The organism is Peptostreptococcus sp. (genome assembly GCF_036639115.1).
In the GTDB taxonomy this organism is placed as follows: Bacteria; Bacillota; Clostridia; order Peptostreptococcales; family Peptostreptococcaceae; genus Peptostreptococcus.
On record NZ_JAVWJH010000004.1, the window covers coordinates 150,815 to 166,560 of the forward strand.

Here is a 15,746-nt window from a genome sequence, read left to right on the forward strand (position 1 = left end):
ATGGAGAATTATTCTACACTATTCATTATATATCAATTGTATAAAAAATCATAGCATAATATAAAAAATATTATCAAAGAAACTATTAATTATAATTTGAGTTATTTTTTATCAGTATTGCTTTTATTAGCGTTGCCAGAATTGCTGTCCTTGCTTGTATTTGAATCTAACTTCTTGCCTGTAACTGCATCTACTAGAACTTTTTCAGTTTTTGCTTTTTCAATGGCTCCATCCGTAAGTGTAAACTGATAGACGTTTTTGCTACCATCATTATATAGTTTATATGCAGTTATTTGATCCATATCTTTATTAGAGGCAAAACTTGTAGCGTGTTTAGCTGCTTTGTCTACATCTAATACAGGTGTGAAATCAATGTATCCTGGTGCGTTATTTTTATCAATTGGACCTTTTTCTTCCTTTTTCAAAACATTACTAGTTTTGGCATCAATTGTCATTATAGACTCAATACCTTTTTTATCCACAGCATTTACTGTATATGTGTATTTATCTTGTGAAGGTTTTAGCTCGATAGAAATTATACTTCCAGCCTTGTGGTCAGTAGTAAATCTTAAGATAGCTTGTTGTTGACCAACTATATCAGCAGTTCTTACATCTAAAATATTTTCTGCCTTTGTTTTATTGTTCTTGCTTGATTCTGACTTGTCACTTCCGCAACCTACAGCTGAGAATAGCATGACAAAACATGCAGACAAGATCATTCCCTTTTTAAATTTTCTACTTGCATTTTTACTTAAAAACATAATTTTCCCTCCAAATTTTTATATCTAATAGTTATAAAAATATATTTAATTATTAATGTTATGAAACATTAATAGTAAATTATAATATAAAACAATAAATATATTATACAACAGAAATGGCAAATATTGAATGATTTCAAAGAGTTTTACCATATTGTAATAAAATTATGAGATTAATCTAAAAGAAAACATAAATAAGTATTTAGCAAAAAAAATAAAAAATAGAAAGACAACTAGATAAAATAATTAAAATTATAAAAAAAATGTACAATAACAGATACTTTTAAAGTATAAGCTATTGTACATTTTAGCAATTATATACTGACATTATTTAGAGTTAGTTTCAACAAGCACTCTACACTTAAGACCTGTAGCTAATTCATCTTCTAGCCACATAGTGTATACAGTAAAATCATTATTAAACTGATCTAAATTAGTAAGATTTTCGATAACATATATATTATTTTCCTCGCAAAGAACATCTGCGTCTCTATGCTCAGCACCTCTACGTATTCCCGCTGCATCTATTCCTATAAAGCTAACCTTCTTATCGCATAAGAATTGGATTAATTCATGAGAAAGTTGAGGATGATTATCGAAATATTCTTTTCTGCCGTACTCTTTTTTTATTTGATCTGTTCTAAAAAGTACGAAATCTCCTTCTTTAATTTCTGCGTTTAAAACATCAGAGATATTAATTTCTCTTTCTTTGGCATATTGACTGGCATCAATTAAAACACCATTTCTTTTAAAGTATTCCATTGGTATATTTGATTTCATATAAGTGTCAAGATGTGTACCTACGTGTCCAGTTGCCAAATGTTTATTTTCTTGCTTTACTAGCCAAGGTTCTATTAGTTCTTTATTTATTTTCGTTGTTAAATCTATTATCATAGTTATTACTCCTTTCAACTATTAAACTCTTTAGATAAGAGTTGTATCTATTTAAAAAATCAGATACGATATCTATTTCAGGAGGGGAAATTTGATTGAGGAATTTTAATTCCCTTTCCTCCCATTCTTTATGTGCTTTTTCGTGCTTACAAAATATAATTTCTCCTTTTTCTGTTAGCTTATAATATATTTCTTTCTTGTTATCTGAATTTTGATAGCTATCAATTAATTTTTTTTTCTTTAATCCAGATATGATTTTACTGACCGCACCCCTAGTCAGACCTAATTTAGATGAAATTGTGACACCATTTACATCTTTTGTTTTTCCAATAATATCGATAGTATGAACTTCAGAATTGCTAAATTCATTGAATAATTTAGAATCTGTCAACTTGCTTAATTCATCTTGCTTTTCATATATATTTTTAAAAAGATCTAATACTCTATTTTGAACATCCATTTATATACTCCTCAAATATATTGTTTCCTTAGAAACTATAATCAGTTTAACAAATATTGTTTCCCTTGTCAACAATATTTTAAAAATATAAAAGATTACTTAGTAATCAATAAATTTTCTTTTTTAAAGATTACGAAAAGTGAAATCTTTTAAAGAAGTTATCTATCATATGAACCTTTTAAAGAATATTCATAAAAATAAACTGAAAAAAGATATTAAAAAAGTCCTATTATTAAAAGCCACTACAGAAAATATAGATTAATAAAATAAAAGAAATGATTTAAAATTAATAAAAAAAATAGTAAGGTATAAAAATTTATAATAAATAAGCAAAAGCGTAAAAAGTTTTGAAATATAATAGATAATCTAAATAAAAAATACTATAAGCATCAAAAATAGAAGAATACTATAAAAAATTAAACCATAAATAAGTATATACCTTGTATAATGTGTATCAATATGATATTATTGAGTTGAAATCGTATGCAATAGTGAGGGAGGTGAATTTAAATGTACAATAAAAGAATTTATAATAGTTTTAAAATGTCTCAAGCTATATTTATACTTCTAGCAGCCTCTGCTATCACTATATATACAACTTGTTCTTTAATATTTTTGAATGTTCCAAGTTATATTTATTTGAATATAATAGGAATATTTATTTTTTCAATTTATTTTGGAATTATTCCATCTTTAGTATTTATAGCTATAATGCAAATAATAATGATCAAGTTTGGTTTATCAGCGGAGTTTTTGAACTACTCATTGATATTGTGGGTAATAGACATTTCTATTATTTCCATCGTAAAAAATGGTATATCAAAGAACATGATTAAAAATAAGAAAGTGTATATAACTTTAGTAATAGTAGTGTCATCAATTCTACTATCAATATTAGCAAAGCCACTATCAATAGGAATTTCTAATTGGATAACTACTAGTTCTAGGGATACATCATCCTTATTTGAAACTCAGGCAGTTTTAGAGCAAGCAAAAATATATGGATTTTCAGGCTTGATAACTCTAATTTTTTATCAAGTTTTATTATTACTTACAAAAACAAAATAATAAAGCTAAGAATTAGATCAAAAAAAGCTCCCACAATAAATCAACTGGGAGATCTATGGACAATAAACATATATACAAACTCATAGCAAGTCTATAGGCAATTTGAAGTCAATAACATATTAGAGTGACATTGAGATTTGTATTAAAGAGCTATAGTAAATTAAGAATATTAAAAGTAAGTTAGTATAATCGCTATTATTAAAAGAGTAACAAATCTATGAAAAATTATATTGTAAAAAGGAGAATTCAAAGATGAAATTCAAAAAAATTAAAAAGACACTTTTGATCGTAGGCGCCTTTTCTCTAACAGTTGCTTTGACAGCTTGCCATGACGAAAAAAAAGCTCAAAATGAAGCTCAAAAAACTTTGAAAATTGAAGAGGCTGTAGTAAAATCAGATTCTTTAGATGATGCAACACAAATAATTGATATAAGACACCCAGATAAATTTATAGGTTGGGAAAATGAAAAGAAGCTAAGTGGCCATATTGCCAAAGCGGTGGACTTTCCTGTAGAGTGGATTAGTTATGAAGCAAATAAAGAAAACTTAAATATAGAGTTACACAGACGTCATATAGATAAAGATAAAAAAACAGTTCTATACTCAGATGGAGATGTGAAGCAAGAAGAACTAGATAAATTTGTTAGTTTAGGGTTCCATGATATACATGTGTTAGAAGGTGGTATCAATGAGTATGCAAAGGATAGTAGAAAGCTAGAGAGACTAGCAGGTTATGATATGTTTGTATCACCTCAGTGGGTAGAAGATCTGAGTAATGGCAAAAAACCTCAAGGATATAATGGAGAGAAGTATAAAATTGTAGAGATATCCCTTCCAAGTGAAAAAGATGAATATAAAAATGGTCATATAAAGGGAGCAATAAATATGAACTCTGATGAAATTAATCATAAAGCAGGCCCAAGAACAGTTCAGGAATACGAAGGAATACCAATGGAAGAACAACTTAAATTTTGGGGATTTCCTGAAGATGAAAAAATAAAAGCAATCCTTGAAAATGCTGGAATTGACAAAGATACAATGGTCGTTCTTTATGGAACAGGAAATGCAACTACGGCAGCAAATAGAGCAGCACTAGTAATGGACTATGCAGGAGTTAAGAATATTAAACTAGTAAATGGTGGTAAAGAACTTTGGAAATTAGAAAAAAGACCACTAGATAAAGAGGTTGTATCTATAGAACCAGTGGATTTTGGTGCAGAGCTTCCACAAAATCCTTCAATAGTATTTGACTATGAAAAAGAAAAGAAACTTACAAATGATAAAAATGCTGTAATAGCATCTGTTAGAAGTTTTGATGAATATATTGGAAAAATGAGTGGATATACTTATATAGATAAGGCAGGAGATATTAAAAATGCTAGATTTGCATATGCAGGGTCTAATCCATATGCTATGGAAGATTATAGAAATATAGACAATACAATGTTTAATTACAATATATGTGCTGATAGATGGAAAAAATGGGGAATAACTCCAGATAAGACAGTATCATTTCACTGTGGAACAGGCTGGAGAGCTGCAGAAACATACTATATAGCTAAGGCTATGGGCTGGGATGATATAGGAGTATATGTTGGTGGATGGTACCAGTGGATTAAGATGCCAGACAGTGAAGACAAGGAAAAAGGATTACCAAAGGATGCTCCGGAAAGCAAGCCAGAAGAATATTTTTATAAGTAATTAAGATAAAGATAGGGATTTATAAGAAAAGTTAATGAAGTTAAATATAAAAAGAGGTAAATCATAATTTATGGATGAACCTCTTTTTTATATAATATAAATTAGATAAAATATACAATAAATTAATCATAGCATAGAAATTTTTTATAATACTAAAATAAAAAAAGTGAAAAATTATCTGTTTTGCTTAATAAAGAAGTAAATTGTAATGAAAAAAAGATAAAAAAATGATTTTATTTTATAAAATAAAAAAGAATAATTTTTATAAAAAAATGTTATTTGGAATCAAAATAAATATGGAGAAAAGTACTTTATATATCAGAAAAATATAAGGAGTTGTATATTGACTTAAAAGGTGTTAAACTATTATAACAGGTGGCGAATTATAGCTAAAAATCGGGAATTCACAGTCAAATTTAAGTCAGGACTACATGATATATTTATCTGCTGAAGATAAGGTATGTCAACTATTGTAGCCTATGAGAAAACTCTCAACTTAAATGAAGGCTGTGAGTTTTAGCGTTTTAATATAATTTACCAAAGTATATGGAAAATAATAGGAGGAATATCCGTGAGAATAGTAATAATAGGTGCTGGTAAGGTAGGTAAAAAACTATCTGAAGAGCTATCAAAGGAATCACATGATGTTACAGTAATAGATAGAAATATAGATGTAATAAACAAGATAAACTCACATCAAGATGTAGCCTGTATTTATGGTGATGCGATTGATTATGAAGTACAAACAGAAGCAGGAGTAGATAGTGCAGATTTGGTAATAGGGTGCACTTCTTCTGATGAAACAAATATGTTTTCATGTTTATTTGCAAAAAAACAAGGTGCCAAAAATACAATAGCAAGAGTGAGAAATCCAGCTTATTATAATCAATTAAGCTACATTAAAGATGATTTAGGGCTAAGTATGGTTATAAATCCAGAATATGTAGCTGCAAATGAAATATCTAGAATACTTAGATTCCCTTCTGCAATTAAGGTAGAGACTTTTGCCAAAGGTAAGGTAGAGTTGCTTGAATTTAAGATAAAAGAAGCTTCTCCACTAATAGGTATGCAGGTGAGTGAAATTATAAGATCTACAAAGTTAAAAATGCTTATATGTGCAGTCCAAAGAAATGGTGAGGTAATCATTCCAGATGGAAATGTAGAGCTTGAACTAGGTGATAAGATAAATATTGCAGCTTCTCATGATAACTTAGAGGAATTTCTAAGAAAAGTTGGAGGGCTAAAGAGAAAGATAGAGACAGTAATGATAGTTGGTGGAGGTAAGATAGGTTATTATCTTTGCAAAAGCTTAGAACAGATAAATTTCAATATGAAGATAATAGATAATAACTATGATACTTGTAAGGAGTTATCAGAATTACTACCAAATGTAGATATTATATATGGTGATGGTACAGATAGTCAGCTATTAGAAGAAGAAGGGATTGAGGATGTAGATGCATTTGTTTCGCTTACAGGCATAGATGAAGAAAATATAATACTTTCTATGTATGCAAATATGAAAAATGTAAACAAGGTAATAACAAAGGTAAGCCAGTCTTCATTTAAGGAACTTACAGAAAACTTTAATTTAGATACAGTGATATCTCCAAAAGATTTGACAAGTAACATAATTTTGAGATATGTAAAGGCAATGAATAATTCATATGGAAGTAAACTAAATTCTTTGTATAGAATAATAGATAACAAGGTAGAGGCTCTAGAATTTTCAGTAACAGAATCTTGTAAAATAATGAACAAGCCTCTTTCTGAATTAAATTTGAAAAAAGATATATTAATAGCTTGTATAGTAAGGGACAGAGATATTATAGTTCCAGATGGAAATGATTCAATACAAGAGGGAGATAATATTATAATAGTAACAAAACGACTAAATATCAATGATATAGAAGATATAATAGCAGATTAGGAGAAATATAATGAATTATGAAATGGTAGTTTATATTCTGCTAAATGTAGCAAAAATAGAGGGTGTCTTAATGTTGATACCTGGAATAGTCTCATTGATATATGGTGAATATGATGTAGCAAAGACTATTTTCTTAATAGCTATATTTTTTGCAGCAGTTGGCTTTCTATTTACAATTAAAAAGCCAAGAAAATCAGATATTTTCGCGAAAGATGGCCTATTTATAGTTGGTATTGCTTGGATAGCATTTTCAATAATAGGTGCACTTCCTTTTTATTTAACAGGAAGCATACATGGATTTATAAATGCATTTTTTGAAACGGTGTCTGGATTTACCACTACAGGATCTACTATACTGACCGATATAGAAGCCCTTCCCAATGGGATTCAGTTTTGGAGAGCTTTTACACATTGGATAGGCGGAATGGGTGTATTGGTATTCGTAATGGCAATCATTCCATTGGCAGGTAGCAGATCTATGAATATAATGAAGGCAGAAATACCAGGACCTACAGTAGATAAAATAGTTCCAAAGGCAAAACAAACAGCTAAAATACTATATTTTATATATATAGGTTTGACAATTTTACAGATATTATTTTTGATGGCAGGCAAGATGCCACTATTTGATAGTATAATTCATGCCTTTTCTACAGCAGGTACAGGAGGCTTCTCCAATAAGGCAAACAGCGTAGGACACTATGATAGTGCCTATATAGATGGTGTAATAACAATATTTATGATATTATTTGGTATCAACTTTAACTTGTTTTATTTAGCAATCTTAAAAAAGTTTAAAAGAATTTTCCAAAGTGAAGAGTTGAGAGCCTATTTGGCGATAATTGCTGTATCTACAATACTTATAACGTTCAATATAAGACATATGTATCCTTCTCTTATGAAGGCATTTAGATATGCGTCTTTCCAAGTAGCTTCTATAATTACAACTACTGGATTTATGACCGCAGACTTTAATGTATGGCCTATGTTTTCAAAGGCTATATTAATGCTTATAATGATAGTCGGTGCCTGTGCAGGCTCCACAGCAGGTGGTTTAAAAGTTTCTAGAATACTTATAATGGGAAAACATATAAAATCAGAAGTAAAAAGAATGATACATCCAAGAGCGATGGTGGGTGTAACAATTGATAAAAAACCTGTTGAGGCATCTGTAATAAGTAGTGTGTTAGCTTATTGTTTGATGTATTTCTCATTGATAGTAATATCATTTTTGTTGATATCACTCAATGAATTTGACTTTGAAACAAGTCTTACATCAGTTATTACTTGTATAAATAATGTTGGACCAGGAATAAGTAACATTGTTGGGCCAACTGGAAACTTCTCTACTTTCTCAGGTTTTTCTAAGCTTGTATTATCCTTTGATATGTTGCTTGGTAGGTTGGAGATATTCCCAATTTTACTTTTATTTAGTCCAAGGATGTATAAGAGAAGATTTTAATAGAATAAAAAATAGAAAGTAAGTAAATATAAAAAGACGATTTATAATAAATCGTCTTTTTTATTGTCTAGATAATTTGTTCAGTGTAATTTATTCAATTTGCAGAAATTATAGTTACTTATCAAAAAAAGGTATATTTTGAAATAAATATACAGAATATCAGCAAAATTATTGACTGCATAATACACTTTTGAGCATAAAAATGTGATGTCTTTTTATAATATTGCTTATTTAAAATATTTAGAATGACAAAAAAATATTTTTTTGAATGAATAGAGAAAATATTAAAAAAACTGCAAATACACGAATATTTTTTTCACTTTTAAATAAAAAATAAGTATAAAGATATACATTATCATAGACTTTCGTAAAATTATATGGTATAATCTACAGGTAATAGGCAGTGTTCTTGTGGGAAATTTTGTTTGTTACAACAATATAAAATTTCAAAACCATCTAGAGCACTATTTTTTTGACAATATTTGTAAATATCTATAAAAAGAGAAAGAAGAAAGGACAGAATTTATGTTAACAGCAATTACTGGAGTAAACTGGGGAGATGAAGGAAAAGGAAGAATGGTGGACTTGTTATCTGAAAACTACGATATAGTAGTTAGATATCAGGGTGGAAACAACGCAGGTCATACCGTTGTAAATGAAAAGGGTAAGTTTGTACTAAACTTATTGCCATCAGGGATACTACGTGATGATGTAGTAAACGTAATAGGTAATGGTGTTGTAGTTGATATCAAGCACTTAGTAGAAGAAATGAATAAGCTAAAAAAGGGTGGAATAAATATTACACCAGATAATCTAAAGGTGAGTGATAGAGCTATAATCGTTATGCCATACCATGTTGAGCAGGACTGTCTAGAAGAAGAAAGACTAGCAGATGCAGCATATGGATCAACTAAGAGAGGTATAGCTCCTGTTTATGGAGATAAATATATGAAGAAGGGCATCAGAATGGGTGAGCTTCTAGATGATAAAGAAGGCTTAAAAGAAAGATTAAAGGGAATAATCGAATGGAAGAACCTTATGATAGAAAAAGGATATGGTAAAGAAGCTATATCTTTTGATGAAATGTGGGCATATTTAGAAGAATATGGTGAAATAGTAAAGCATTTCGTATGTGATACAGGAGTATTCCTTAATGAATCAAATAAAAATGGTAAGGACATTATGTTTGAAGCTCAGTTAGGAGCACTTAGAGATATAGATTATGGTATTTATCCATTTACATCTTCATCTTCAACAATAGCTCCATATGCACCAATAGGAGCTGGTGTTCCAAACCTAAAGGTAACTAAATCAATAGGCATAATGAAGGCTTATTCAACTTGTGTTGGAGAAGGACCTTTTACAGCTGAAATGTTTGGAGACAGAGCAGAAGAATTACGTAAGGCTGGTAATGAATATGGTGCTGCTACTGGTAGACCAAGAAGAGTTGGTGGATTTGATATATTAGCATCAAGATACGGTGTTAGATGTCAGGGAGCTGATGAAATAGCACTTACTAAGCTAGACGTACTTTCATACCTAAAGGAAATTCCAGTATGTGTAGGATACACATTCAATGGTGAAATGCTAAAGGAATTCCCAATAGGAGAAAAGTTATTCAAGGCAGAACCAGTATATGAATACAGAAAAGGTTGGATGGAAGACGTATCTAACTGTAGAAAATTAGAAGAACTTCCAAAGGAAGCAATTGAATACATCAGATATATAGAAGAAGTAGTAGACTGTAAGATCAAGTATGTATCAGTTGGACCAGAAAGAGAACAGTATATAGTAATGCCATAAGGCGTTGTATCGATAAATTACAAATTCGCAGACTAGTTCTGCGAATTTTGTAAATTATAGCATTTTTATTTTATAATAAGATTGTTTATTGTGTAGAAAATACTATATTATGTCTATACATTTATAAAAAATATTAATTAATGTAGAACTAATATATATGAAATATTACTTTCTAGTAAAATGGAGGACTGTAGATGAAAAATACTTATGAATCACCACTGACTTCGAGATATGCAAGTGCAGAAATGCAGGCATTATTCTCACCAGATATGAAGTTTAAAACTTGGAGAAAGCTTTGGATAGCTTTAGCTGAGACAGAAAAAGAATTGGGTCTTGATATAACTCAAGAGCAAATAGATGAATTAAAGAAATTTCAAGATGATATCAATTATGATGTAGCAAAGGCTAGAGAAAAAGAAGTAAGACATGATGTAATGAGCCATGTGTATGCATATGGAGTTCAGTGTCCAAAGGCAGCTGGAATAATACATCTAGGAGCAACGTCTTGTTTTGTAGGTGACAACACTGATTTAATTGTGATGTATGAAGCCTTGGAACTAGTAAAGGAAAGACTTGCTAAGGTAATTACTACATTATCTAAATTTGCAGATGAGTACAAAAATCTTCCAACTCTTGGATTTACTCATTTTCAGCCTGCTCAGCCTACAACTGTAGGAAAAAGAGCGACTCTTTGGATTCAAGATTTCTTGCTTGACCTTGAAAGTCTAGAAGATTTTCTACAGAGAAAAAGATTAAGAGGGGCAAAGGGAACTACTGGAACACAAGCTTCTTTCCTAGAATTATTTGATGGTGATTATGAAAGAGTGAAAACTTTAGATAAAACTGTAGCAAATAAGATGGGTTATGATGATGTTTTTCAGGTAACAGGTCAAACATATTCAAGAAAGATAGATAGCCAGGTAATCAATATACTTGCTGGAATAGCTCAATCTGCAACAAAATTCTCTAATGATATAAGACTTCTTCAGCATCTTAAAGAAGTTGAAGAACCATTTGAAAAACACCAGATAGGCTCTTCTGCAATGGCGTATAAGAGAAACCCTATGAGAAGTGAAAGAATAGCATCTTTATCAAGGTATGTAATAGCAGATATGATTAACCCTGCAATGACTGTATCAGGACAATGGTTTGAAAGAACATTAGATGACTCTGCAAACAAAAGAATAGCAGTTCCAGAAGCTTTTCTTGCAATAGATGCAGTTCTTAACTTGTGTGCAAATGTAAGTGATGGTCTAGTTGTATATCCTAAGGTAATCGAACAAAGATTAATGAAGGAACTTCCTTTCATGGCTACAGAAAATATCATGATGGATGCAGTTAAAAAGGGTGGAAATAGACAGGAATTACATGAAAAAATTAGAGTACACTCTCTAGAGGCAGCCAAAATGGTCAAAGTAGAGGGACAAGAAAATGATTTAGTTGATAGAATAGCTAATGATTCTTCATTTGGAATTACAAAAGAAGAGATACTGGCTGTACTAAAGCCTGAACTATATGTAGGATGTGCTCCAATGCAGGTAGACGAATTTCTAAAAGAAATAGTAGCTCCAGCTTTAAAGGGTGTAGAGCTTATAGAAACAGCAGAAATAACAGTATAAATAATGGTAGAAATAGTGATTTATAAATAAAGAACTATTGCTATATGCTTATTATAAAAAATATGAAATATAGAGTTTATAAAATAAACTTAAATGCAAAAGGCTATTTTTGACTTTAAAAGTTAGAACTAGCCTTTTTGTTAGTTTGATTTAATTTTAAGCATATATTAATTATATTTTATTTAACTTATTTCTATATTAATTAAAATTATGTATGAAATCGTAAATAGTTTTCATATAAATTATTAATCTATTATATAGATCTATAAAATATTGAACATATATATAGTAAATGAAAAGAAAAAAGTTATAAAAATATAAATAGTAATGTTCTAGTAGTGAGAAAAAGAAAAAAATAATAAGAAAAAATTGTATATTTTAAAGATTTATTGCAAAAATATATTATAAAATATATAATGATGTATATAGATATGCCTAACTATTTTATTTTAAATATTGAATTATTGAAAACATATAAATAAAAAATTGTAAACTAATTTATATGATATAGTTAAAGAATATTAGATGGTTTTGATTGAGGAGGTGGCAATATGCCAACAAATAAAGAAATTAAAACGTTGAGCAGAAGACAATTGAAAGGGAAATGGGGAAAACTTGCTTTAGTAAATTTAGGTGTTGTAGCAGTTATGCTTCTATTAGGATACTATGTTAATGGAATAATAGCACAAATACTTTGTGTTCCCTTGATGGTCGGTTCTTCTAAATTGATGTTGAGTGTAGCAAATGGAGAAAAGTTAGATCTTAATAACTTTATAGCAAATAAAACTGTGTATATTAGATATTTAGTATTCACTTTGATACTTGCGATGATACAAATGTTAATTGGGATAATATTTGCTTTGGTTAGTAGTGGAGTACTTGCAACATCATTTATGCTTGGATCATCAAATATTGATGAAAATATGATGAAAGCCCTAAGCCAGAATATGGGAGCTGTAATGATTTTAGCAATAGTAGGTTTAATATTGCTTATTGTGATGGTATATATAGACTTAATATATAGTATGACAGAGTATGTAATCCTAAGAGATAATGAAGATATAGATGCTATAATGTCTATGAAATATTCAAGATCGCTTTTAAAAGGTCATTTATGGGAATTTTTCAAATTACAAATATCATTTATAGGATGGTATTTACTATCTATCCTGACAGCTGGTATAGGGGTTATATTTGTAAACTCATACATAATGACATCAAGTGCAAACTTCTATTTAGAATTAATTTATAAAGAAGAAGAAAAAGCTAGAGAGATGGGAATAATAAATTCGGAGTCAAATATGCATTACAGAAGTTATATGGATGATAAAGAAACAGCTGAATAAGGCTGAGTATGACTTGTAGGGACAAAGAATATAAAATAAGTAAAAGTAAAAGTAAAAGTAAAAACAAAAGTAAATGCGAAATAAATCTCTAGTTAATTGGAGATTAAAAATAATTATTGGTCAGAAAACAAGGTCAATAGAAATGAAATAAAGAATGAGAGGCTGCTATTAGATTTTTCTGGTAGCAGTCTTTGTTGATATATTTTGTACTATCTATTATAATGTGGTAAAATATACTCACATATAATAGGTATATTGTGTTGAAAATTAGACATAATATATCAAGCTATATAAGATTTTGTAGGTCTGGAATTTAAGAAAATATTCTTTGTCTGTCGGTATATTCAATAAATATTGATCAATTTTAAATAAAAAAATTGAGTGATTTTTAGATGAAAATATTAAAAAGTTTTCTGAAATATAATGAAGGCTTTATCTAAAAATAAATGATTAAATTTTTATAAAAAATCAGTATAGTCAAAATAGACTAAAAAGAGAGCAAAGCTAATATTCTTTGTTCCAAATTTATTGTAAATGTTTTAAAAATATAAATTAGGAGGCGTAAAAATGTCTGATGAAAAAATTATAAAATTTGGCAAGCTTCAAGAAAAATGGAATGAGCAGGAAGTAGATAAGTTTGAAGACTTTCTAAATATGATGATGGAAGACGTGGTAACTGGAAATATATCTATTTCTGAGTTTACTGCTAAGATGAGCAAGTATCAGTTAGACAATAATATTTCAAATGAAAAATTAATGGAACTACAGAAAAAATTATTGGAAAAGATGGGAATAGACATAGATATAAATGATTTCAATAAGCAAATGGAAATATTAGAAGGCTTGGAAAAAAGTGGGTCCAATTCAGATTCAGATGGTGAAAATAAAAATTCATTTGATACTAAAAAAATAAAGGAGATAGCTTTTTTTGATTTTTATAAAGATAAAATAACAAATAAAAAAATCCCTGAATTTCACCTTAAAACAGAAAAAAATGATTTAATAATGTTTATGGAAGAGGATAAAATAACAATCGTAACAGAGAATAAAATAGATTTTGCTGATGATGAATTAAATGCTGTGATAACAGACTATAGAGAATGTATTCATGGATCCTTAAAAATTGTAGCGTGTGAAGCTTCAAAGATATATGAATATCACTAAGGGTATTTAAAGATAAATCTATGAATCTATAGGTTAGAAAAAATCATAAAATTCCGATTTTTAAATGAAATACTTGAAAAAAATTGATTTTATATAACTATATAGGGTGTAGGGACTTTAATTGATAAAAAATATTTTTTATTGAGACCCTACACCATTTGTAGATAAGAAATAGATAGGCGAAGGTTAGAAATAGATGGCAGTTAATAAAATGCTGTAATTAATAAAAATATGGAAATCAGTAAAAAAATGGCAGTTAATAAAAACATTGAAATTAATAAAAAATAGAGCTATATTAATGAAAATATTGATATGAAAATGCGTAATGTAAACGTTTTATAAAATATGATAAAATCTTTTTGGCTAATAAAGTTATTTGACCGATAAAGACTTTATTTATAGTGAGTAAATATATAATAATAAATTTAAAATTAGGTACTTTATTAACGTTTTTTAAAGGTTTCTTTGATAAAGTATTTATAGATGCTCCTTCTTCTAAGTAGAGGATGTTTAAAAATATTATAAAATTTTCAGTAGAATTATGAATTGACATATGTGTGCTTATTTAATTATAGATTATTCGATGTATATATTATATTATGATTGAAGTATGACTATATTTTGCATTCCTTAATAACAGATATAAGATATTATAGATAATTTTTTAAATGGATATTTTTATAAAATTAAAATCATATCAAATTGATTTTATCAAATAAGAATATAAAAGCGATTTAGTTTTGATTAGAAGTGCAAATTTATAGATAGACACATAAATATTAAAACGACTGATATTATCTTGATTTTTAAAAATCAAGGAGAGTATTTTGAATATTTATGCCTTGAGAATCTAAGGGAGTAACAATAAAATAATAAATCAGTTTGCTGAGAAAGGAGATTGCATTGAGTCGAGGAGCTAAAAAGGGATTTCTAGGAGAAATCTGGGAGGTAATAAAAATACTATTGATGGCCATGGTATTGGCTATGGTAATAGTACAGTTTATAAGACCGACTAGAGTAGATGGGTTGTCTATGTATCCAACTTTAGATAACAATGATTATCTTATAATTAATAGAGTTAGCAGATATACTGGAGTTGATAGAGGCGATGTAGTAGTATTTGACAGTGATATGCCTATAAATGCTGGAGAGGATCAAAAGAGCACAGCAAAGAAAGTATTAGATGTCGTTCTTCAAGATGACAGTAGTACAAAAGATTTGGTAAAAAGAGTTATTGCTGTTGGCGGAGATCATATAACTGTAAAAGATGGCGTAGTAAAGGTAAATGATCAAAAAATTTCGGAACCATATGTTTCTGAAGGTAACATAACAGAAGGAAATATAGATACAGTAGTACCTGAGGGAATGTTATTTTGTATGGGTGATAATAGAATGAGAAGCTTGGATAGTAGATATCCAGAAGTAGGATTCGTACCAGAAAAGAAGTTAGTTGGTAGCGTTTTAGTTAGGTTATTACCACTAGAAAATATTGGAAGAGTAAACTAAAAGTTTGGAGTAAATTCAAGGGGCTATCTCCT

12 protein-coding genes are annotated in these 15,746 nt (G+C 28.9%); 9 read left to right on the forward strand and 3 right to left on the reverse strand.

The window, feature by feature from the left end:
• Window positions 1-101: 101 nt before the first annotated feature.
• The 3 genes from RR561_RS06430 to RR561_RS06440 all read right to left on the reverse strand — a co-directional run bounded on the left by RR561_RS06430 (window position 102) and on the right by RR561_RS06440 (window position 2,115).
• A complete protein-coding gene (locus RR561_RS06430; protein ID WP_332506729.1) occupies window positions 102-761 on the reverse strand; it encodes a PepSY domain-containing protein in 660 nt (219 codons plus the stop codon).
• Window positions 762-1,088: 327 nt separating this feature from the next.
• Complete coding sequence (locus RR561_RS06435; protein WP_332506730.1) at window positions 1,089-1,655, reverse strand: cyclase family protein; 567 nt, start codon at window positions 1,653-1,655, stop codon at window positions 1,089-1,091.
• Window positions 1,624-2,115, reverse strand: a complete 492-nt coding sequence (locus tag RR561_RS06440) for a MarR family transcriptional regulator (RefSeq protein WP_332506731.1) — start codon at window positions 2,113-2,115, stop codon at window positions 1,624-1,626. Before RR561_RS06440 ends, RR561_RS06435 begins: the two co-directional genes overlap by 32 nt.
• A gap of 510 nt (window positions 2,116-2,625) precedes the next feature.
• Between RR561_RS06440 and RR561_RS06445 the strand changes: the two genes are divergently transcribed.
• The 9 genes from RR561_RS06445 (at window position 2,626) to lepB (ending at window position 15,714) form a co-directional block, all read left to right on the forward strand.
• On the forward strand, window positions 2,626-3,183 hold the full coding sequence (locus RR561_RS06445) for a hypothetical protein (protein ID WP_332506732.1): 558 nt from the start codon (window positions 2,626-2,628) through the stop codon (window positions 3,181-3,183).
• A 252-nt stretch (window positions 3,184-3,435) separates the two neighbouring features.
• On the forward strand, window positions 3,436-4,884 hold the full coding sequence (locus RR561_RS06450) for a rhodanese-like domain-containing protein (protein WP_332506733.1): 1,449 nt from the start codon (window positions 3,436-3,438) through the stop codon (window positions 4,882-4,884).
• 571 nt (window positions 4,885-5,455) lie between these two features.
• On the forward strand, window positions 5,456-6,814 hold the full coding sequence (gene trkA / locus RR561_RS06455; protein WP_332506734.1) for a Trk system potassium transporter TrkA: 1,359 nt from the start codon (window positions 5,456-5,458) through the stop codon (window positions 6,812-6,814).
• 10 nt (window positions 6,815-6,824) lie between these two features.
• The gene (locus RR561_RS06460) at window positions 6,825-8,276 is read left to right on the forward strand and encodes a TrkH family potassium uptake protein (protein WP_332506735.1); all 1,452 of its coding nucleotides are present in this window, start codon (window positions 6,825-6,827) and stop codon (window positions 8,274-8,276) included.
• A 525-nt stretch (window positions 8,277-8,801) separates the two neighbouring features.
• The gene (locus RR561_RS06465; protein ID WP_332506736.1) at window positions 8,802-10,079 is read left to right on the forward strand and encodes an adenylosuccinate synthase; all 1,278 of its coding nucleotides are present in this window, start codon (window positions 8,802-8,804) and stop codon (window positions 10,077-10,079) included.
• 194 nt (window positions 10,080-10,273) lie between these two features.
• On the forward strand, window positions 10,274-11,698 hold the full coding sequence (gene purB / locus RR561_RS06470; RefSeq protein WP_332506737.1) for an adenylosuccinate lyase: 1,425 nt from the start codon (window positions 10,274-10,276) through the stop codon (window positions 11,696-11,698).
• A gap of 551 nt (window positions 11,699-12,249) precedes the next feature.
• The gene (locus tag RR561_RS06475; RefSeq protein WP_332506738.1) at window positions 12,250-13,044 is read left to right on the forward strand and encodes a DUF975 family protein; all 795 of its coding nucleotides are present in this window, start codon (window positions 12,250-12,252) and stop codon (window positions 13,042-13,044) included.
• Between the two features lie 567 nt (window positions 13,045-13,611).
• Window positions 13,612-14,208 carry a DUF3867 family protein gene (locus RR561_RS06480; protein WP_332506739.1) on the forward strand — a complete coding sequence of 199 codons (597 nt, stop codon included), beginning with the start codon at window positions 13,612-13,614 and terminating at the stop codon, window positions 14,206-14,208.
• 903 nt (window positions 14,209-15,111) lie between these two features.
• A complete protein-coding gene (gene lepB, locus RR561_RS06485) occupies window positions 15,112-15,714 on the forward strand; it encodes a signal peptidase I (RefSeq protein ID WP_332506740.1) in 603 nt (200 codons plus the stop codon).
• The last annotated feature ends 32 nt before the right edge of the window (window positions 15,715-15,746 follow it).

Excerpts from the sequence above, each read along its gene's own strand:
- purB (WP_332506737.1), top strand. The coding sequence starts at position 10,274 with ATGAAAAATACTTATGAATCACCACTGACTTCGAGATATGCAAGTGCA.
- RR561_RS06445 (WP_332506732.1), top strand. The coding sequence starts at position 2,626 with ATGTACAATAAAAGAATTTATAATAGTTTTAAAATGTCTCAAGCTATA.
- RR561_RS06430 (WP_332506729.1), bottom strand. The coding sequence starts at position 761 with ATGTTTTTAAGTAAAAATGCAAGTAGAAAATTTAAAAAGGGAATGATC.
- RR561_RS06450 (WP_332506733.1), top strand. The coding sequence starts at position 3,436 with ATGAAATTCAAAAAAATTAAAAAGACACTTTTGATCGTAGGCGCCTTT.
- RR561_RS06480 (WP_332506739.1), top strand. The coding sequence starts at position 13,612 with ATGTCTGATGAAAAAATTATAAAATTTGGCAAGCTTCAAGAAAAATGG.
- RR561_RS06460 (WP_332506735.1), top strand. The coding sequence starts at position 6,825 with ATGAATTATGAAATGGTAGTTTATATTCTGCTAAATGTAGCAAAAATA.
- RR561_RS06475 (WP_332506738.1), top strand. The coding sequence starts at position 12,250 with ATGCCAACAAATAAAGAAATTAAAACGTTGAGCAGAAGACAATTGAAA.
- RR561_RS06465 (WP_332506736.1), top strand. The coding sequence starts at position 8,802 with ATGTTAACAGCAATTACTGGAGTAAACTGGGGAGATGAAGGAAAAGGA.
- RR561_RS06440 (WP_332506731.1), bottom strand. The coding sequence starts at position 2,115 with ATGGATGTTCAAAATAGAGTATTAGATCTTTTTAAAAATATATATGAA.
- RR561_RS06435 (WP_332506730.1), bottom strand. The coding sequence starts at position 1,655 with ATGATAATAGATTTAACAACGAAAATAAATAAAGAACTAATAGAACCT.